This window comes from Colwellia psychrerythraea, from assembly GCF_000764185.1.
In the GTDB taxonomy this organism is placed as follows: Bacteria; Pseudomonadota; Gammaproteobacteria; order Enterobacterales; family Alteromonadaceae; genus Colwellia; species Colwellia psychrerythraea_B.
Genome location: NZ_JQEC01000070.1, coordinates 25,285 through 47,959 on the forward strand (window position 1 = coordinate 25,285; position 22,675 = coordinate 47,959).

Annotated in this window: 13 protein-coding genes; all 13 read left to right on the forward strand. The window is 39.8% G+C overall.

The window, feature by feature from the left end; translation table 11 throughout:
• Positions 1–53: 53 nt before the first annotated feature.
• Positions 54–212 (forward strand): hypothetical protein, encoded by a 159-nt coding sequence (locus GAB14E_RS24950; RefSeq protein ID WP_156115793.1) that lies wholly within the window; start codon positions 54–56, stop codon positions 210–212.
• Positions 213–343: 131 nt separating this feature from the next.
• On the forward strand, positions 344–655 hold the full coding sequence (locus tag GAB14E_RS24955; RefSeq protein WP_156115794.1) for a hypothetical protein: 312 nt from the start codon (positions 344–346) through the stop codon (positions 653–655).
• Between the two features lie 498 nt (positions 656–1,153).
• Entirely contained in the window at positions 1,154–2,452 is a 1,299-nt protein-coding gene (locus tag GAB14E_RS02550; protein WP_033084193.1) for a hypothetical protein, read from the forward strand.
• A 137-nt stretch (positions 2,453–2,589) separates the two neighbouring features.
• Positions 2,590–3,588, forward strand: a complete 999-nt coding sequence (locus GAB14E_RS02545) for a transposase (RefSeq protein ID WP_033084194.1) — start codon at positions 2,590–2,592, stop codon at positions 3,586–3,588.
• A gap of 644 nt (positions 3,589–4,232) precedes the next feature.
• On the forward strand, positions 4,233–5,744 hold the full coding sequence (locus GAB14E_RS02540; RefSeq protein ID WP_033084195.1) for a hypothetical protein: 1,512 nt from the start codon (positions 4,233–4,235) through the stop codon (positions 5,742–5,744).
• A gap of 746 nt (positions 5,745–6,490) precedes the next feature.
• Positions 6,491–6,658 carry a hypothetical protein gene (locus GAB14E_RS24960; RefSeq protein WP_156115795.1) on the forward strand — a complete coding sequence of 56 codons (168 nt, stop codon included), beginning with the start codon at positions 6,491–6,493 and terminating at the stop codon, positions 6,656–6,658.
• A gap of 375 nt (positions 6,659–7,033) precedes the next feature.
• Positions 7,034–8,689, forward strand: a complete 1,656-nt coding sequence (locus GAB14E_RS02535; RefSeq protein WP_033084196.1) for a hypothetical protein — start codon at positions 7,034–7,036, stop codon at positions 8,687–8,689.
• Between the two features lie 275 nt (positions 8,690–8,964).
• Positions 8,965–10,329 carry a DUF6765 family protein gene (locus GAB14E_RS02530; protein ID WP_033084197.1) on the forward strand — a complete coding sequence of 455 codons (1,365 nt, stop codon included), beginning with the start codon at positions 8,965–8,967 and terminating at the stop codon, positions 10,327–10,329.
• Positions 10,330–10,413: 84 nt separating this feature from the next.
• A complete protein-coding gene (locus tag GAB14E_RS02525; protein ID WP_033084198.1) occupies positions 10,414–11,319 on the forward strand; it encodes a phosphatidylinositol-specific phospholipase C domain-containing protein in 906 nt (301 codons plus the stop codon).
• 712 nt (positions 11,320–12,031) lie between these two features.
• Positions 12,032–12,481, forward strand: a complete 450-nt coding sequence (locus GAB14E_RS02520; protein ID WP_033084199.1) for a DUF4231 domain-containing protein — start codon at positions 12,032–12,034, stop codon at positions 12,479–12,481.
• Positions 12,478–16,212 (forward strand): TIR domain-containing protein, encoded by a 3,735-nt coding sequence (locus tag GAB14E_RS02515; RefSeq protein ID WP_033084200.1) that lies wholly within the window; start codon positions 12,478–12,480, stop codon positions 16,210–16,212. Before GAB14E_RS02520 ends, GAB14E_RS02515 begins: the two co-directional genes overlap by 4 nt.
• Positions 16,209–18,542, forward strand: coding sequence for a TonB-dependent receptor plug domain-containing protein (locus GAB14E_RS02510; protein WP_033084201.1), 2,334 nt, complete (start codon positions 16,209–16,211; stop codon positions 18,540–18,542). The genes GAB14E_RS02515 and GAB14E_RS02510 overlap by 4 nt, the downstream gene beginning before the upstream one ends.
• Before the next feature lie 15 nt (positions 18,543–18,557).
• The gene (gene dltA, locus GAB14E_RS02505; protein ID WP_033084202.1) at positions 18,558–22,670 is read left to right on the forward strand and encodes a D-alanine--poly(phosphoribitol) ligase subunit DltA; all 4,113 of its coding nucleotides are present in this window, start codon (positions 18,558–18,560) and stop codon (positions 22,668–22,670) included.
• The last annotated feature ends 5 nt before the right edge of the window (positions 22,671–22,675 follow it).

Genomic DNA, 22,675 nt, shown 5'->3' on the forward strand with positions numbered 1-22,675 from the left:
GCATGCTTTCAGCAAATATATCAGGAGAACAGCACATGCTAATGAGGAAAGTTATGTCTAAAGTCAAAGCAAACGTCAAGGCAAAAGCCAAGCGAAGACCAGATAATCGCCGCAGAATATACCATTCAGCTTTAATGCAAGAAAAGGCAATACAAGGAAAACTAAAAGCGAACATAGATAAAATAGCGCCAGCAGAGCAACACGCTGAGTGAACAAACAATGCTCAGTGAACGTAGTTCCCAAAAAATACTACACCCTTACTGCCATCATAATTTATTCACGAGGCGGTGACCGGCTTAACCTGTCACCGCGACATCCGTTGTGGCGTCGCCATGGCCTATTAATGATTCAAGATAATACTACGCAGCAGCAAGCGGGTCATGGTTTTGGTTTTAACGGTTACCTAAGGGAGAAAACCCCGGCAGCGGGCAATATTATTGCCCGACAAGTCTTAGGCCGGCGGGTAAGCCCGGCAACGATAAATAAACTGATGGCACGATTAACCTCAAGCCCTAAGCCATATTGTATCTGGCGTTATAACTGTATTGACCATCTTTTGGTGTGTTTACGTGGCTGTGGGTATAAAAGTCGTTTGTTAAGGGGGTATCAGAAGTCAGCGAGGCGATGGAGTAGGCGGCGGGGGGATTTAGGGTAGGGGTTAGCTGCTGGGTAAGGGGGTAAGTAAGGTCTAAAGGTAGATATTTAGTGAAAGAAAAAAAGCAAAAAAGCAGAAAAGTGATTCAGTGAAAAAGCGGAAAAAGGCGTGTTTTTGGCCGAGTGTGGGGCTAGGGGGTTGGGTAAAGTGGTGATGAGAATAAGGGAAATGGCTGGGCACCTTGATTGTAGTTTTGAGTGGGTGTCTGGTGGTTTTTATTCGTGAGTCAAGTTATGGGTCCTAACTTGTATAATTCGTGATTCAAGTTATGGATGTCCTGACTTGCTGACTTGTGCTATTACGCGCGAGGTGCTTCGAATGACCCTTGGGTGAATGTGAATACGTCAATTGTGGGTGTTAATGTGGTTCGATGTTGGACGGGGAAATTGGTATAAATGGTTTGAATCACGAGACCCAATCATATCTGCACGACCTCTGAGTAGATAGGTAGGCTATAAACAATAAACTAACAAAATAAATGCTAACGAGGATAAAATAATGATTGGAAAAAACTCTAAATCGTCAACTACGAAAAATGAAAATGACTTCAAAAAAGAACAGGACTCTCTAGACTCTTACATTGACAATATGGTGGATGAAGGGATTCTCGACAATGAATGCCGAATGACAGAAAAGGCACCCCAAATAACCATCATCAAGCCTCCTTTAAATGGAAACACAATAGCGAACGAGTTCCAATTGCTACACGAACTGAAACCAATGATGAACTTATACATGGCTGGCTTCTATAATCAAAAGAACTTAATGAGCGTGGACGAAGCACTGCAAAACCTTAACTGCTTTGTGCGAAAAGATATCTGCTTCTGGGCTGATAGTCGTACCCTGGTAGGAGCAAAACTGATGCTTAAACTTGTTAAAATGGCTGCATCGATAACCTTGTCTGAAACGATCATTAACGTGATACCAAACTTTATAAAACTTGAAATCGAAAACGAAGGAGGTCTTACCACCTTGACTGAAAACGACCAAGACGAGATAAACGGTATAGAATGGAATGTAACGCAAACAGACGTCGCCGCCACTGCGCTGATAGGATCGCAGAAATACGTTTGCAATCAAGTGAAGGAAGAAATGCTAAAGAAAATCAACATCAAGCAAAACGACAATAATCAGTACAATACAGAAATAAATAACCAAGTCGAGGTTGATCTGGTCAATTGGATCAACGAACGATCCCGAACCTTGCAATCGCAAAATCACGCTGACAACGTGATAGTGACAAAAATCGAAACTGAAATCTCTGATATGCTCGTGAAAATGACAAGTGAATCTGGTGCTATTCAAGGTAAAAACTTTGGTGTGAACTTGATATATGCTGCGATAATCCATAAATGCTCCCCTGGGTCCAACTGGAAGGTTGGGAACAATATGAGTGACGGCATGAAAAAATATTTGGAGATAGCAGCGGGCATTACGTGGGAACTGTATAAGGTCGAATCACATAATGATGCCTCGGATGATGTCGCTGAAAAAATCACCGCACTCTTCCCTCCTTTGCAAGATAAAAACAAAATTGAACGCAGCGCTGCTTGCACCGCCGCATCAAAAATAGAGGAATACATACGCAATAATGGTAACAGCGATTTTTCTAAGTACGCCAAAACCAAATTACTGCTCGAATTAAAGGAAATTAATAAAGATCCCAGCAATTCACCTAAAATTTTTTACCGCTGCAAAAAAGTGTGGACTACGGAAACGGAGCCACAATGGTTGTATGCGGCATTTCTAAAAATATATCTGTGGAAAATCGGAACGCGGCTAAACCGGTTAAAATGAGCCACTGATAACTTATCAACATAAAACAAGATGGAACAAGATGGGAGAACAAGTTGGGACACCCATGACTTGGCTAAATTTCAATCATGACACTATAGTTACTATTACGTATTAGATGCATGATTGAGGTTAGCCTTATGACGCAAGCCAGAAGTAGCCAGGTTTCATTGCAAGACACTTGTTATTACCATTTGATTTCACGTTGTGTACGGCGTGCCTTTCTTTGCGGTGTTGATAAATACGATCACAAAAGTTATGAACATCGCCGTCAATGGATGGTTGATAGAATTCGTTTTCTCTCATCCATTTTTGCTATTGATATTGCCGCATACGCTGTGATGTCGAACCATTACCATATTGTTGTACATGTGAATGAAGCTCAGGTGCAGGGTTGGTCTAATGAAGAGGTGTGCCAGCGTTGGTGTCAACTTTATGGTCTTCATCCTTTAGTAGAACGCTATTTATCAGGCTCTTGTACAACTGCTGCTGAAATTGATAAGGCGTCGGAGGTTATTGAAAAGTGGCGGCAAAGACTTACCGATATTTCTTGGTTTATGCGTAGCCTCAATGAATATATTGCGCGTAAAGCAAACAAGGAAGATGAGTGTAAGGGGCGCTTCTGGGAAGGTCGCTTTAAATCACAAGCTTTGTTAGACGAAAAAGCACTTTTGGTATGTATGGCGTATGTAGACTTAAACCCGATACGTGCTGGTATGGCCAACAGTATTAAAACCTCACAATACACGTCTATTTTTGAAAGGGCACAGGGTAAATCTAGTTATCAAGATGATGTGAAAACCCTTCCATTTTCCGTTAAACCTTTACTGGGGTTTATTGGCAGTGAGCATAACAACCAACCAGCAGGTATTGCTTTTTCGCTATTGGATTACTTCTCTTTAATAGAGGCTACCGGCCGGGTAATAAGGGCTGATAAAACGGGTAGTATTGATGAAAGCAGTTTTCCTTTATTGCTTGAACTTGGTATTTCGGGTGATGATTGGGTAGATCTTGCTCAGTACTTCGGGAAACAATATCATCAAGCCGTTGGTACTTTAGCTGAGTTATCGCAATTTGCTTTACACACTAATAAGCAATGGATCACCGGGCAGCGACAGCAATCCGCAATTTTTAACTGATATCACCACCTTTCACACCTTGAATTAATGGCTGACAACTCTGCTAGATATGCTTGTCTGCAATTTACCCTATTCATCAAAACAACGTCCAATAATGATGGATGTCCCCCTTCTTCCCTGTAGTTAATATGGTTGGCATTGATGGGCATTGCATTGATGGGTGATCTAATTACGTTATTGAAAATACCAATAGCGGTACTTATCGCTCGTGAGATTAACGCACTTTATATTTGAATGTTTCACTTGATTATATAGTCACAAAAACAGCCCATAATTCTTTGTAGTTATTATGGGTGGCAGAGTCTATTTAGAGTCCATTGAGTTCATAATTATTTTATTTCATAGTTAACTTTTTCGCATAGCTAATTGCTTTGATAGGCTTTTATTTTGTAAAAGGAGATAGTGAAATATTGTGTAATATTATTTCAAAGCGTTCTCTATTAATGTTTTAAATGTAACTTATGGAGTTAGTTATTTTGATAATTTTGAAGTTATAGCCGCTCTAATTAATGGGGTTGTTTGAATTTTTCAACAACTTCGTTCTTTAGGTTGTTTATAAATAATAGAAAAGAATTGGTCTTCGACCTATCCTGTTCAGGAAAAAGATATTGGATTATATCAATTCACAGATGGAGCAATAATATATGAAAAGATTAACTAGAAAATTGAGGATTTGTCACGCTTTAGTTGGTGTTGCTGGATTTATCTCAACCCTGTTATTCTCAGAGCAACTAATTGCATCGGAAGATTATCCATGTGCAAACGAGGGGGAAGCATGCCTCATTGCTCAACCTTTAGCTCGTAGTGCAGTCTCATATGGCGCGGAAGATGCTTACTATACTATTGAAGTCGAAGGTATGGATAGAGTCTCATGTACATCGGGGGTTATGGGCGACCCCAATATAGGTGTGCACAAAAAATGCTATACAAGAGTTCTGACTGACTTTCAACGGTTCACTGATTGGACTCATTGCGCCAATGAGAATGAAATATGTGATACTAGTACAGGGAAAGATACTCCAGTAAAAGTTCGTTTCGGTGTGCCAGGTCACTGGGTCTATACTTGGGCATCTTCAGGGCATAATTGTAATGCATACGATGATATTGAATTAGATCCCAAATTTGGTACTGTAAAATATTGTGAATACTCACCTAGTTCGGCAATGAATCTGAATTTCACAACTTGTGCCGCAGAAGGACAAGTTTGTCATATACCGCAAGGAAGTGAAAATATTCCAAGTGTAATTAGATATGGATCAGGTAATAATTTCACCTACCGAGCTTACAGTGGGACAAACTTGCCTTGCACTCTTGGTTCCTTTAATCATGATCCAAGCCCTTGGATTCAAAAAATATGCGGTAGCGCAAAGACGGATACTAAGAGTATCACGAATATCAGAGGACGTTGGGTCCCTTTAACATGGTGTGATGGTTGTTCTAGCACGTCATATAAAGTAACACATGGTATAAAAGAAGGTACTAGTACCGCTAAGTCGTCTTCTTGGACAGAGTCACTCGCTTCAGAAATATCGCTATCTGGTGGTTTCAAAACTCCAATCAGCGAAAGCTCTAGCTCGGTCACAATAACTTCAAAGCTTTCTGTATCAGAGACTTCAACCGCTACAAATAGTTTCTCGTATACTGAAACAGAAACTACAACATATGAGTGCCCATATAACTTATGGCAGTGGCGAACAACCGTTACGGAAAACCAATACGATATAAGGGGAGCTAGTCATCCAACTAACATAGTTGCGACCGCAAGTTTATTCAAGTGCCAAATCTTTGCCCCCGTGCTGGTTGAATTCGATGTCAACTTTTATAGAAATTACAACTCTGATTTAACACAATTTAATGATGAACAATTACTACATCACTGGATAAATCACGGAAAGTCAGAGCTTCGTCAAGCTGTACCTGATTTTCATGCAAGGCATTATATTCAAACCTATCCAGACTTAATGACTGCGTTTGGAGAAAACTATGAACTTATTTATGACCATTGGAGAAATTTTGGAATCAAGGAAGGTAGGCAGGCGTCTTACCAGTTTAACGTTAGAGAATACCTAATCAATCACCCGGAACAAGATCAGGTTTCAAATCAAAGATATATTAAAGCTTACAATCATTGGCGACAACACGGGCGTTTTTTTTAAATATTCATAAACAATTAGGGCTGTTGCAATAGTACTACTTTGATATTGACTACTTGCTTTTCTGAAGGAATAAAAGGTTCTTAAACAATACTACCCAGCTATGTTTAAGAGCCTTTCTAAACAACTTAACTTAGGAGGCGGGTCTTAGCTTTTGTATAATAACAATTCTCACATTTATTTCATTTCGGAGTTTGCCAAACTGGTTGTCGCGATTACTACATTTTAGTGCAGGTTCTAGCTAGGCTACATATCAGTGATGAAAGCTGGTTAAAACTTACCACCGATTTTGAGGGAATATTCACAGGAGCCGTTGGAACAGCAGAGCACTTATGTGAATTTAGCGAGCATATTGGCTTGCAGCGAACACACGGTATAGCCAATGCAAAAAGCTGCTTGAATAGCGCATAATCCCGTTTATTAATCCACTGTAAATTTGAAATCACGCTAGTTTTTAGTGTGATTAATTTAACTCAGCTGAAAGTTCATAAATTTGGTAAATATTAATGTTACAGGGTTAATAAAAGCTTATTTATTTCAGGCTTAGGTTTTTTATTTGGATTATAAAGACCAAAATAAAGGCCCATTATAATTCGCAATTATTATGGGGGGCATAGTTAATTGGTTGCATAGTTAATTGGTTAATTGCATAGTTAATTCGATTAGATTACTTCTCTTTAATAGAAGCGACCGGCCGGGTAACAAGGTCTGATAAAACGGGTAGTATTGATGAAAGCAGTTTTCCTTTATTGCTTGAACTTGGTGTTACGGGTGATGATTGGGTAGACCTTGCTCAGCACTTCGGGAAACAATATCATCAAGCCGTTGGCACTTTAGCTGAGTTATCGCAATTTGTTTTACACACCAATAAGCAATGGATCACAGGGCAGCGACAGCAATCTGCAATTTTTAACTGATATCACACCTCACTCCTTGAATTAATGGCTGACAACGCTGCTAGATATGTTTGTCTGCGATTTACCAAATTCATCAAAACAACGTCCAATTACCGTTTGAAAGCATACGCTGCGGTAATTAACGCCTGTGGGATTAACTTGCTTTGTATTTGATAAATTATTTGTGATGTTTTTTTGGGGGAAAACAAATGATGGATGTCCTATTTCCTCTACTTCCTCCTCCATTCGGACCTGACCCCATTGTGGTCGTTTCGATTCACCTGCTTGCTCAAGGCAATAATCTGGTCAGATATCCTTGAATCACCCGAGTAATGTTTGGACTTATTTAATATCTTTACCGCTATGTTAGCTAACCAACCAAAAACAGGCGGACCTATGGAATCAACCAATCACCAGCAAAAAATCTATATTGAGTATTACCTGAGTCAAACCGAAGCGCAAAAGCCAGGCAGCCCGCTGAACAGGCAGGCAGGAAAGGAGCAGGAATTCAATGTAACAACACAGCAGTTGAGGATAAGAAGTGAGTCGGGCTGTACCGTTGCTGAATTGAAAAGCCCTGCGGAGCTGATATGTTACCTTATGGCTGGGTATCCGTTCGATAATGGATACTTTCTCGATGTTATCGCTCACCGCAATGAAATATCAGTATTGACCGCCGATTGCGGTGGATTTCTGCGTTTAAACGCATTAATGGTTAAAGTATTCAATAAGCTGTGCAGTAACGGGAAATTATATTCATTAAACTCCCTGAAGGGGGAGCTCCAGAAGCAAAAACTCAATCCCCCATTGGTCGGCACTGATCAAATTTACGATGCAAGTAAAACACTTGGCTGCATTTCCTGGGCTGACTTCTGGCGGCAAGGTAAAGAGCTCTTAGCGTACAGGGAATATATAGCAAAGGTGGAAAATATCCCGCTGGTCAGGCAGGTTTTTCTAACAGGCTGTATGGAAGGTCGCTGGTCTGAATTAACAATCGGACAAGCTTTCGAACAATTGATCGAGCACTATATCCAGCTGGAATATGAAGAGAGCAGTGCTATTATGGCGCATGATAACGTAGACGGATTAAGACAGGATTTTACTGAAGCGAAACAGCAGTTTGAACAAAAAAATGGCGAAGTGCAGCGTCCTCCAACGGAATTGTGGTGGGAATTTGTAACTCAGAGGATGCAGATATTAGCTAAATGGAATGTAAGGGCCTTCCTAGTTCCTGAAGATAGAGATGAAACAACCCGAGGAGATACAAAAAACAATCTGTATGGTCTGCACATCACCCGCAAATTTTATCTCAATGGCATAGCCGAAACCGGGCTGCAACCGAGAAACCGTGGCGGTTCAACCAAGACTAATACCGCTGATCAACAGATAGGCTCTGATCAGACTTCAGAAAACGTTAACGCTTTTGCCACCTGTCCGACTGCATTGCGGCCATACATTATACAATTCTCCGACAGCCGAGATATGCTTACAGAGAAAATTGATGGGATGAGTCCGGTTGCACTGCGCTTTTTAATACCTGCCAGTATCGGCAGGGATGCTCAATTTGGTGATTTCATGCAGGGTGACGCCACCAATACTCCATTAGCGATCCCGCCTGAGTTTATTGAAATGCTAACTGAGGATGGCTGGGTTCCAGTGCAGCGTTATCCCGACAGACAATCGATTGAACTTATCAAGCCACAACTCGCTGCAAATACCCATGAAAACTACAGTGGTGTCTGGTTTGAAGCCGGTGAAATCAATAATTTCATCAACAGGTTTACCGAGAGCTTCAAGGGCGGTTACCCAGCAGCCTGTTCTGCCAACATCAAATTGAGAAACACTGCGATTGAAGTGAAGGAATTAAGACCAGGACAAGGCAAGGGCACATGGTACTTTATCGGTTGCTCTTTGCAGACCTCCGGTAACCCGAGCAATTGGAGTTACACCTTTTTAGTGCCGGATGCATCCATTGCGGCCAAGCAAGACACGCCACTTGGTTCCGGCAGTCGGGTGTACAGCGGCTGGGTAGAATGGGCAAGATCCTTTTGATAATGCCCGCTCAAGTAAACCAATGAGTGAAACAAGATGGGACATATATGTCCTAAAGAGCTTATCGTTAATTTGCACAGTTAATTTAGTCGTTTTGGCCGAGTCTGAAATTGTAGAGGAAGTTAAAGTCGTGAACTGTATACGGGAAGGCTGCTCACCTAGGCTGTTAATAACAATCGGAGTCTCTTTTTTTTCGAATGATTTAAAGGTTTGAATTCATACATTACTCTTTAAATTACTTTATTTCGCTTAACACTTAAATTTTGGATAATACGATGGATACTGACTTTCATTTTTATGGTACTGGAACCGCAGCCCTTAATGCCGGCTTTAACCTTAAGCAAGCTAATCTTATTGCTAATGCTGCGGAATATGTTGATTTTTTTAATTCTGATTTTTGGTCAAACTGGAACATTAAAGATAATACGAATATTGTACAGGCCATCACATACCCGCAACTCACTTGTCAAACCATCGGGGCAAAAATGGCAGTAGATTACAACAGTGATCTGTGGAATGCATTTCATTTTCCTCCCGGTAACCTTAGCCATAGCCAGGCATCAAATATTAACTCCTATGAGTGGGAGCAAAACTTTAAATCAAGATTGAAAATAAGGTCAACAGCGTCGTCATTATCTAATGCAGAAGTGCCTAAATTATGTCGGCCATATAGTGTGTTTGCGTTAGATATGGCCAAAGACAGCATAAATAAATTCAGAGAACTTAATGATGGCAAAAATGACCTAACCACTTTGATAAATACTTATACAGGTAACTCTGGTAATTATTCGGTAGATGACCGAGAAAAATTAGCACTTATTTTATTAGGGATCCGCATGCATGTTTTTGCTGATACCTGGGCACATCAAGATTTTACTGGTGAAGCGAGCAAAAATATTAATGGCGCAGGCACACTCAACAGTGTTTATGCCAGTGAAAAAGATAGTAATGTCTTAAGTTTGACTGATTGGACGGGTACCGCTTGGGCACTGCATTCCGATACCGATTGTGCAGCAGCGCCAGCTTTTATTCCTGGTTCATCTGCCTGCCGAGGCCATGGCCAAGTAGGACACTTTCCTGACTACTCTTGGTTGAGCTATATATATCCAGCTGCATGGCACCCAAGTAATGGCTATATTCTTAGGAATAATCCGACTGAATACAATGAAGCATGGTCTTGGTTAAGTACTGTGATGGCTAGCTGTTTAGGTATAAAAACAGCTAGTTCTAAAGTAAGTGACAACCCTTTAAAGACTAACTCTAACACTGGCGGACAAAGCCAAAAACTCACCATTCCGGCAGATATTAATGATGCCATTTGTAAAAAACATACCTTAGATAATACCAAGTTATCTGCCGTGTTTGAGAGCGAGAAAACTTGGCAATCAACAGAGCTAGGTAAAAAGTTTAAGCTCAATGAACGTTGGAATAATAATAAGTGCGTGTTTACAGAACCTATGTACAAAAGCTTGGGCTTGATTGATGGCTTGGCCCAAACGCGATATGGCAATATAAATGTTGAAGCTAATAGCACTTTACATTATATGCAACTAGCTGCCGATATACACTACAAGTGGTGCCAAAAATGGGCAGAAGAACATCCAGAGTTCAAATGGCAACCTGCTGCGATTAAAAAATAATAGCGTGTAATTAAGTGGTTATGCGTTAATTACAGTGTTCTATTGCAACTTTTCTATTATTTACATTACAAAGAGGAAGGCTATATGAATTGGTGCGAAAAATTAAAAGATGAAACTAGGATTAATCAAATTGCAATACCAGGGACTCATGATTCATCAGCATGGACGCACCATGAAAATTTTCCAGGAATTCCCGGTGCGTGGGCTCAAAGAAAGAGTATTGAAGAGCAGCTTGAAATGGGAGTTCGTGCGTTTGATTTACGCGTTGGTTGCGCATCAAATATACATCACCTCGGTCTTACCAGTTTTATCGGTATGTATCATGGGCCTATTTATTTAAACTTAACACTTAATGAAGTGTTAATTACAGTACGAAAATGGCTTGATAAAAACCCCAAAGAATTTTTAATACTGATATTCCAGCAGCAGGGAAAATTTTCTAGCCGTGATGACATTTCAAAAGGGGTGTCGACTAGCCTGAAACAGCATTTTGGAGACAAACTCCTAGAGTCAAACCCTGCTATGCAAGAATGGCCGACGTGTGGGGAAGTAAGAAATAAGGTTATTGTGATGAACCGTATGAGATCACCTATAGATGATGCTATTGATGTGCGGTCTTGGTTGACGGATGGAGATAATAGTGAAGGGATAGAACTCAATACTGACAGTGGCGTAACCGTATATTTACAAGATAAATATAAAGGTATATCAAAAGAGTCAGGTTTTGAAACGCTGACCAAAGATAATATTAAAAAGTTTGCTGTTTTTAAAGCTGCAGCAGTAATCGATGTTAATAAAGATACTAAACTTTTAGGCATAAATCATTTGAGCTATTCAAATTTAAGGTATCAACCATGGTCTTCAGGAGAAGGAGTAAACATACTATTACAAGAAAATAATATGAAAACTAAGGGGCTCATAATGGCCGATGATGCAGACAGTACGACTGTAGAACATATCATTAATATGAACAGTGAATATTCAGTCTAAATAAGTGGAAACTCTGTACTTCCAAGTTATATCGTTCAACGAGTTATTATGTTACGCATAATAACTTATGCAGATTTATCCTAATTAACGTTTCAAGTACACCACGTTTTAACTAACCAAAAATAGCCTATACCCACTCTGACAGGAAGGTTACTTCATACCATGATGATTGGTAAATTTTTTCTGTCCCTTTTCAATTTTTAAGCTGACTCGAATAACTGTTTGGTGATCAAGATTACACTTAATTCTTGATTGAGTTTAAGTACCACAGTTAATCACTTATCCGGTGTCATTAGTCTCTTTTTTACATCCTTAATTTTTATTTTAACATCTCAATTAAACTGAGTTGTTTTTGGGTTGATTTCGTCTTTTTCTTCTTAGTCGATGAATAATTACAATGATTTTTGCAGTCATGTTTACTGAACGTTAAGGCCATTTTGCTGAGTGGGTTAATTTTCCCTTCAGGCATTATTCACCTTGTTAAATACCTAAAGAAGTAGATATAGCGAGCTTCACAAGATAAAACGCGGACTTATCTAGTATCAATAAGGCTGATTTGACCGAGTCATTATGTGGCTGAAGCAATACATTAGGTATTAATAAAAGATATCTACTTAGCCAGTGACAATATCCTTTGGGCTAATGAAAAGTGATGGCAAATAGCCCTTGGCTTAATGACCTACGGCTCTGAAGATGGGAGTTAAATTTACCAATGAATGAAGAAGAATATTTAACTCAACGCCTTGAAGATCAAATGGGCTATTACGATAAAAAAAGTCAAAAAAATCAAAGTTATTATAAGCGCACTAAGGCGATAGAGGTTTTGTCTGCAGGTTTGATTCCGCTGTTGGCCGGCAATATAGATTCATTGCCCTATGTGCATTGGCTAATAGGTCTTTTGGGCTTGTTAATTGCGGTTTGTGAGGCGATGGAGTCTCTCAATAAATATCAGGAAAACTGGCTGCTAAGCCGAGCTGTAGCACAGGCTTTGTCTAAAGAAAAGTTTTTGTTCTTAACTAAAGCAGGGCCCTACAGTCATAAAAGCGCATTTCGCCAATTTGTTGCCCAGGTTGAGAGCACTCTGGCAGATGAAAACAATCAATGGGTGGCTAACATGCAACAGGATAATCACGGTAACAGTGACAAGGAGAAATCGTCGTGAATGTTTTTTTGGGCGGAACCTGCAATAACTCACGCTGGCGCGAGTGGTTAATGCCGCAGTTAACGGTTGATTATTTTAATCCCGTTGTCACCCAGTGGCATGAAGATTGTTTAGCAAGGGAGTTAGAGGCTAAGCAAGCGGCTGACTTTTGGTTGTTTGTGCTTACGCCAAAAATAGAAGGTTATTATTCTCTGGCTGAGGTGGTCGATACTTCCTATAAACATACCGATCGCACCATATTTTGTATTTTAGATGAAGACGAAGGCTTGCGCTTTAACAAGCAGCAGTTGACGGTATTGCAAACCATTGGTGAAACCATTGAAGCCAATGGCTCTCTGTGGTTCCATTCTCTTGAGCAGATACGTGATTTTTTTAACGCTGATGTTTCACCACAACTCTTACCGTTCAAACAAGACACCTTTGATGTTTTTATTTCTTATGGTCGACGCCACAGTAAAAACTTTGCGGTGCAGTTACGTGAAGCGTTAATTCGAAAAGGCTATTCTGTTTGGTTAGATAAAGAAAACATAGCCTTAGCCGTAGATTTTCAACAACAAATTGATGAAGGCATTCGTCATGCAGCCAACTTTTGTTTCATTATTTCACCTCATGCAGTGCATTCTGAATATTGCCGTAAAGAGCTAAATAAAGCCAAAGAATTTAACAAACGCATCATTCCTATTCACCATGTCGATATGGGCGACAGCTTTGACGATATACCGGCAGATATTATGCGTCTCAACTGGCTGTTGTTCGATCAAACTGAGTTATTTGACCCTATGCTTAATCAGTTTGTGAATATGCTGGAGCAAGACAAAACTTTGGTGAATCCACATTGCCAGTTATTATTTCAGGCTGACCAATGGCAAAACGCAGGAAAAAATTCTGAATTGCTGCTTTATGGGGAGGAAATGGCTGCCGCAACCTCGTGGCTGCAAAATATTAGCCAGCGCCGTGATGTTGAAATAGTGCCTTTAGCAGAGCACACCCAGTTTATTAATGCTTCGCAGTATTTCAGTGTAGATACACAAGCCCAGGTTTGTATTGTGTATGCGAGTAATTTCAAGCAAAGGCAGCAAGAGCTGGAATATCAGCTTATTTGTTGTGGTTTTATTGTTTGCAGTAACGTTATTGATACTGGCCCCAATGTTACTTTGGAAAAACAAACCGAAACTATGCTGAAAAAATCAGTCAACATAGTTTTAATGTTGCCAGAACAGACTGTTGGTAATATTTGGCAACAAATTCAAGCTTTTATTGAGCAACAACAAAAACGTTACTTCACCTTAATTAGCACAAACAGCAATGCTACAGGTAACGGTTCAGACTTTAATACCGTCATCAAGCTTGCGACTAACGATGAAACTTCAGCGTTAGTCGATGCGCTGATTGAACATTTAACTATTGATCACGATTATTTATGTTTACGAAATGATCTTTATTGTCGGGCAATACAATGGTTTGAATTTCAAACCGATGCCGCTTTATTAACCCTTCAAGAGAGTGGTGAATATAGCGACTTTCTCACCTTATCTGCCAATAAAGGGGTACTAGGGGCACCTGCAAAATTAACTGAGTTTATTAGCATCAGTGGCGAGCATCGGCAGGAAACTGGCAACCACAACAATATCGATATTTATATTTGTTTTTCTCAAGAAGATAACAACTTTGTTAGGCGTCTGAGTAGACGGTTACGAGAACTGAATAAAACCTCTTATGGTTATTATGTTGCAACCACTGATAGCGATGAAGTCAGCGAGGCGGTAAAAAATGAAATAGCCAATGCCAAGTTTGTATTTTTTATTGTGCCTCGCCAAGCATGCAAGGTGGTTTCATCATGGTTAGCGGCGGCCGAAAATTTAGGTAAGCATATTATTCCTTTACGGCTAGAACGCTTTTCAAACCTCAATTATGCCGCTGAATATCAAAAATATCATGCACAGACCATTGTGGTTGATGAGCTACTTGAATTTAGCATGGCAGAAATAGTAAATGCCCTTAATACCAATGATGAGCATCTAGAGTCTCATCGTTATTGGTTACAGAAAAAACAATTATGGCAACAAAATAATAGTAATAGTGAGTTCTTGCTTGGCAGTAAAGAGTCCTTGTTTGCCAGTAAATGGTTAGAAACGGCGATAAGTCATGATCACGAGCCAGCACCAACCGGCACTCAAGTTGAGTTTATTAACGCCAGTCAGCAATATGTTAGCGCTACTCTTGCTAAGGGAAAAAGAAATCAACAAAGATTGAAAACGTTCTCTATTTTGTCATCATTTTTATGTGGCTTGTCGTTAATTCTATTGTTTAATCTTTATACACAAAGTAATCGCTTGGCACAAGAAACCAAAATAGCCAAACACGAACGTGCCAATGCACTCAAACAAGAACATCTCGCGCAAATAGAACGTGATAACGCGGTGAAGCAAGGCGAACTTGCCCAAAAAGAACGTGATAATGCGATGGCACAGGAGTATATCGCGCAAAAAGAGCGGGACAACGCTAAGCAGCAAGAAAAACGTGCAATAAAAAATAAAGAGCAAGCGGATCAATCGGCCTTGATTGCTAAGGTTGAACAAGAAAAAGCACAACGTTTACAATCAATTGCAGAGGCGGAGGCTCTGGTATATCAGGCAAAAATGCATCAAGAGCCGCGCCAGCAGTTAACCATGGCCTTAAATGCTTATCATGTTTTAAAACAAAACGGTGGTAATACCAATAATAACATTTTGTTTAATTTGTTATACCAGCAACAAAAAAATGGTTTAGCTGTACTTAAAGGTCATCAAAGTAGTGTTAAATATCTGGCGTTTGAGAAGAATAAACAACAACTTATAAGTATAGATGTCAACAATACCTTGTATTTATGGCAAGTCAGCACTGCCCGTAATATTAAACCTATTTATCAAAATAAACTGTCGTTTGTGGTTAAACAAATAGCCCTTAACTTACATGACAGGCATAACATAAAGTTGTTATTACTTAGCCAATCAGGCCAACTTTTTCACTGGTCGCTCGAGCCCAAAAGTGAAATTACTCAGTTTGAAAACTTGAATTTTAAAGTGGACCGTATCAGTTTACTGAATAACGATAATTTGTGGTTACAAGGCGAGAAGCATTTATATCAATATGATGTTATTGAACAAAACTGGCAGAAACAAGCGATAGAGGTCAACAAAAGCACCCTGGTATTTCTAAATAAAGACGCAAACGAAGTAGTTACTCAACATCAAGGTATCGTCAAGTTGTGGCGTCGAGACTCGCTGTTCGATCCTTTTAAGTCTTATTGGTCAGTGCCACAAAAATCGTTAATTTCTCAGGTTATTTTTGTACAAAAACACCACGTCATAATTGCTGGCGACGAACAAGGTTGGTTTTATCAATATCCGATAACAGCCAAGGATGAAAACAAGGCAGATATTTTCCGGGCTCATGATCATCAATTAGTTGCCAGTATATTCTCATCGCAGAGCAATAGTATCATCAGTGCAAGTCTTAACGGCACGATAAAGCTATGGCAACCGGGCAAAGCTTTATCGAAACACAGCCCTATTCAATTTACTCATAGCCAGTGGATACATAGTCTGACCTTGGCTGCTATCGGTGAATATACCTTCATTTTTGCCGGTACTGAAAGTGGCGATATCAAGCTATATCCTGGGCAGATTGATTCCCTTATTGATCACGGTATAGAGTTTTTAGCTGCCAATAACTTGAAGGAAGCACTATGAAAAATAGACGATTAGTATTTTTAACGTTACTTTTTTATGGTCAGGTTTCGTTGGCTGCAACCATAGGCAAAGTTACCGCTGAAATGACATTAAATGCCCTCGCAGGTGTAAAAGTATCGTTGGTGAGAGGTACTGACATTGAGCCGGTATATTCTGATAGTTATGGCTTATTTAATATTAAGGCGATGGCCGGTGAAGAACTACTCTTTGAAAAGCAAGGGTTCGCTCCTTTATCGGTAACAGTAGATGCTAGCCGTATTATATATGCCCAGTTAGAGCTTGAATTTATTGATACTGTTGCCCCTTTAGACACCCTACTGTCAACTGCGGGTCGCACCAAGCAAAAAATCAGTCAAATACCCGCCAGCGTGGTAGTGGTCACTAAGCAGCAAATTGCTAGCTTTGGGTATGCCAGTATTGAAGAAATATTACGGCACGTGCCGGGTTTATATGCCATTGAAGAATACGATTGGATAGCGGCCGGCAGTAACATTGGCGTACGGGGGTTTTTAACCAGTGGTATCAATAACTCTATGATGATTATGGTTAATGGAATTAACCAATATGAGGACTATTGGGGCTCTTATCCGCTATCGCGTATTAATGTACCTGTTGAAACCATTGAGCGTATTGAAATTGTCCGTGGCCCTATGTCGGTTGTTTATGGTAGTGGGGCTTTAATGGGGGCGATAAATATTATTACTCGCTCGGATAATACTGCTACAACATCAACAAAAAACAGTGCAGTCACCTTGATGTCGATGAGCCAAGGGCTTAAAAAAGTATCAATAAAACTAGTCTCAGACGGGGTATTAAAACAAACCATTATCGCTTCATTTGAACAAGGCAATGAAGCTGACTTTAATTTACGGGCATTGAATTATACAGATGATAGCCGCATTGATGCGCAAGACGCACTGCACTATAACAAACTTTATTTAAGTATCTCAGGAAACTATAAAGACCGCTTAACATTTGATGCCAATATTTCCAAAGCGGATAAAGGCAACCTATTGGTCTTTGATCGGACACTCGTTAATCGCCAACAAACCTTAATGCAAGGTATTAACTTTAATGTTGCTCAACAAAGCTTTTGGCTTGATCATGCCATAAGAACAAAAAGTAGTATCAGTTATGTTAGTCATACTTCAGCACAAGATTATAGCTCTGGCCACGCTTTATATGGTTTTACTACTTACCGCTCTTCGGCCTATCAACTCGAATTCGACACCTTTGTTGATGGCAATTTACTTTGGCAACAGCCCCTCGAGCTATCTTTTGGTTATATGCAGCGTTTAGCCGTTGATCTACATACCACCTTTGACTTACCCGCAATCAGCAATAATGATAACCGTTATATTCGTCTGCACCCTAAAGATACGATGCGCCTACAATCGGTTTATGGCCAAGTCGACTATCAATGGCAAGATAACCTCTTATTGATTGCCGGAGTACGAATCGAAAAAGGCCATGATTACCGTATTATTTTTGGCTCTGGACAATATTCTACAGAAGATGCTGCTGCGCCTGAAGAGTTTGACAAGCAATACACTAATCCCGGTATCACTTATATACCTCGATTCGCTTTGTTATATTCGTTAAATCAGAATAATGTAGCTAAGTTATTGTATAGTAAAGGGTTAAGGCAACCTCCGTTAGGGCAGGTTAGTGATGCTCTGGCAAGCGAGGATGGTAGCCTAAAGCATGAAAAAATAAATGCTGTTGAGCTTATTTATCTTAATCAATACCAAAATGAAGACACAGACCTGGCATTAAATAGTCAAATAAGCCTCTTTCACAATCAATTAAAGGGACTTGTTTTTCGTTATTCAGATGATGATTATCATAGTGATACCAAAAGTGGCAGCACTACCGGTATTGAAGTTAGTGTGGAATTAAGCTACCAAAATAGCGGCGCTTCATTTGCGTTTAGTCATCAACATTCAAAAGCAGAGAACATGAAAGGGGCGGTCCCCTTATCACCAAAATCCTTGGCGTATATTAAATTTAGCCAGCAAGTATCAAACGCTGTTGCTTTCAGTTTTTCACTCCGCTATATCGACAAAATATATAACGATGCTGAATGTTCTGATGGTGGCAAATGTACCTACATCGATAACGGTTCAGTACATACTAATTCTATTTGGCTGCTTGATAGCATGATCAGTAGCAAGCACTGGCTAAACTGGCCAGTCGATATTCAGTTTGGCATTAAAAACCTGTTCGATAGCCAATACCGTTATCCAATTACCTTGAACAACAAGTCACTCAAGCAAGGTTTTCCAGCTTCAGGTAGACAGCTCCAGTTATCGCTCACCCACCAATTTTAATTTAAAGAGATCATTATGGAAAAAAATATAGACAATTTTTTTAATACGTTTTTATATCATACCAAACATCATGGGGATAAAACCGCGGTGATCTGTGGTAACGAGCAGATCACCTACCAGCAATTATGTCAACGGGCATTGGCTCTTAGTGAGCACATGCAGCAACAAGGGGTTACCAGCCAACAATCTGTTGCGACTCATTTACCTCGTTCAATTGACTTAGTTGTTGCTATGTTGGCCATTTTTAACTTGAACGCGATATTTGTTCCTTTAGGCATTAAGGTTAGCGAACAAAAAAATCGGCAAAAAATCACTCAGGGGCAGATCAACGCGGTAATCGCTAATTCCGCTAAAATGATCGTCAATTCAAAGATAAAATTCATTGAGATTAATCAGCAATATCAGTCAACCAATAGCCTGCGACCGTTAGCAAAATGTTATCAGGTGGATGATATTGCTTATGTATTATTTACCTCAGGTACCACAGGTGTGCCCAAAGGCGTAAAAATTAGCCATCAAGCGTTGAATCGTCATCTAAAATGGAAAAATGAATGTTACCCGGTCAAACAAGGAGGTGTTGAACTACAAAAAGTACCGTTAAGTTTTGATGTATCAATACGGGAACTATTGGGCTGGATCCACTCTGGAAACACGTTGTGCATTATCCCTGAAGGTGACGAAGGCAATCCTCAGGTTATTTGCCGTGTCATTGAACAATACCAATGTGAAGAACTGAGTATGGTGCCTTGTTTATTGGATGCTTTGTTAGCTTATATTGATGCTTTTAGTGTTTCTGAACAACTGTTTAGTCTTAAGCGTATTATCGTGGGTGGTGAAGTATTGACGATCAACACAGTTAGTACTTTTAAGAAATTATTTAAACAACAAAATATTGAGTTGATTAATGCCTATGGGCCAACGGAAACCACCATTGAAATTACTCACTTTAATTGTAACGACCTGACCTTAAGTGATGATAATAGGGTGCCTATAGGTAAGGCTATTTATCCAGGTTCCCTCGTTATTTGTGATGAAAAAAATCGACCAGTGCGTAATGGTGAAATGGGTGAACTACATGTTCGGGGTACACAAGTAGCTAACGGTTACCTGAATACTTCAATAAAAGATAATAGCCGATTTTATCACCATGTTGAAACAGGACAGCGCAGTTATAAAACTGGCGACTTAGTACATCTCGCTGAAAATGGATATCTGTATTATCACGGCCGTATTGACGAACAGATAAAAATTAATGGCCATCGCTTTGAATTACCAGAGATACAACAAGCATTTTCACCTTTGGTTAAACCTTCATTAGTTGTGCTCAGTTATGATAAATCGGCACAAGGGCATGTTATTACTGCTTATATTCACCAGTCAGCTATATTAGAACAAGCACTGACACAAAAACACATACAGCAGCACTTAGCTCAAACACTTGCTTCATATTTGATTCCTCATCAATTTATTATGATCAGTTCCTTCGCTTACCTCGACTCTGGAAAAATAGATAAAAAACAACTTAGAAATCATGTCAAAGCTTGGCCATCTTTTACGGGAAATAATGTAACAACGCCAGCTATAAAACAAGTTATTGACATGAGTATTGTTGAAGCTTTTGAACATACTGCGCAATTACAACCAGAAAAAGTAGCGGTATATGAACCTGATAAAACAATAACTTATCGGCAACTAAACAACAAAGCCAACCGTATCGCTCATGTATTACAGCATGATTTTTCGGTAAGAACAGACACTATTATTGCTATACTTATGCCGCCAGGAATTGACTGGCTAACTTGTGTATTAGCCATACTAAAAACTTCAGCAGCTTACATGCCGTTGTCGCTGAATGCGCCTAAATTGCGTAATCAAGACTGCCTTGATGATACCCAAACCAGTTTATTGATCACCGACGAACAGCATGTTGATCAATTGTCGGCTAAGCAAATTTGTTTCACGGAACTACTAAACACAGCTTGTTCAGGACCGAAGCTGTGTGATGAAAACCTCAATATAGTGCGATCTCCTGCGGGGTTATTTACCGTATTGTTTACTTCCGGTTCAACCGGACGCCCCAAAGGCGTGATGTTGGAAAATTTTGGTATTCAGCACCGTTTGCAGAGCAAACAAATCAATAGACCCATTGCTGCCAACCAGAGCATGTTATTAATGACCGAACTTACCTTTGATCTGGTGATATTTGAGCTATTAGGCTGGATTTATGCACAAGGAAGCTTAACGATTATGCCTTTGGGCAAACAAGCTGCTCCTGAAGCTATATGCCAATATGTGCAAAATTACCAGGTGGCTGAACTCATATTTGCTCCTTCATTATTACATGCATTTCTAAGCTACATTGAGCAATATCAGTTAAGTTATAAACTGAAAGGTCTTAATAGTATTCTTTCTGCCGGTGATATTTTAAGGCCCGATATCGTTGCTTTATTTGACCGTTTATTACATCAACCTTACGGTATTGAGTTAATTAATGGTTATGGTCCCTCAGAAGCAAGTATTTTGGTGAGCGAGTTTGTTGTGCCGTCATCAGCCAATTTAGCTGAGATTTCTATCGGTAAAGCTTATCAAGAAACCCCTGTTTTTATTCTCGACCAGCATAAGCGTATTTGTCCTCAAGGCGATATCGGTCAAATAGCCATTACTGGCGTCGGCTTAGCCCGCGGCTATATTAATGATCGGCAACAAACTGACGATAAATTTATCAACCAAGAAGAAAAACCACACTGTCGACTTTATTTAACCGGTGATAGGGGCTATGTCGACCAAGCCGGTTTATTGCACTTCTGTGGTCGCGAAGATCATCAAGTAAAAGTTCATGGACATCGTATTGAACTAGGTGAAATTGATCAAGCATTCCATCGTTTTATTCCCTCTAATCAAGCCATTGTAACAGCAGAAAAACAAGGGCGGGAAACAAGGTTGGTGGCTTATGTGCAGCAAGAGGCAATGAAGCATGCGGGGTTAACTCCCAGTCAATTAAAGCAACAGTTATTAACTATTTTACCGCCGTACTTGGTGCCAAATATCATTAACTTGCTGCAAGAAATACCGTTAAGCGCTAATGGTAAGATAGATCGGCAAGCCTTAACCAAGTTAGGGATGAATTTGCAAGTTAATTCAGCAGGAAATACTAAACATCAGCCTTTATTGCAGATTATAAAAACGGTACTATCACTAACCGAACTACCTAGTGAGGATGACACTTTATTTGAGCTTGGCGTTGATTCTATTAGTATTATTCATTTAGTCAGTGAGTTGAAGTGCCAACTTAACTGGGACGTTTCCCTAGATAAACTCAACGTTAATTCAACTCTTGCTCAGCTGGTAGACTATAGCGTAAATAACAAGAGCAATAACGGTGATTTTTCCAATCTCTTTGTAACTTACAATGCACAACTAAAGCAAACTCTGTATTGCTTTCCACCAGCCAGTAGTTTTGGTTATGCCTATCATGAATTAGCAAAAGTACTTAAGGAATTTTGCTTTATTGCTTATCATTTTCCGGAACACTGTGATGATGTGGTGGCTTTATATTGCCAACATATAATATCGCATAGTAAAAATAAGCCTATTACCTTAATGGGTTATTCAGGCGGCGGAAATTTAGCTATAGCTGTAGCGCATAAACTTGAATCGTTGGGCCATACTGTGGTGCAGATTATCATGATAGATGCATTCAAACTCAGTGATCGCTTAGCAACATTACCTGCCGACATTGTTGAATTACAACAACAAATGATTGCCAATACGATAACAGAGTTGACAAATAAAGGGTTGAAACCACATACCATAAATGAGAGGGTAATGGCCTATTACCATCATCATTGGCTGGCACAGCCGGCGATTAAAACCGCCATTAACGCCAATTTGATCACTTTAAACTCACCAAAGAATGATTTGGTTGCGCAGTTAACTGCCGATCCAATAATGAAAGCTATTTTTGTACCAACATGGGCGGAAAGTACCAACGGACAGCTAACACAACTGAAGGGACAAGGTAGCCATAATGAAATGCTGCAAGCCCCTTATGTGCAAGCAAATGCTAATTTACTTAAACCTTACTTGCAAACGGCTTTGTGTGACAGTCATTCAGGGGGAGTAAGCTAGGATGG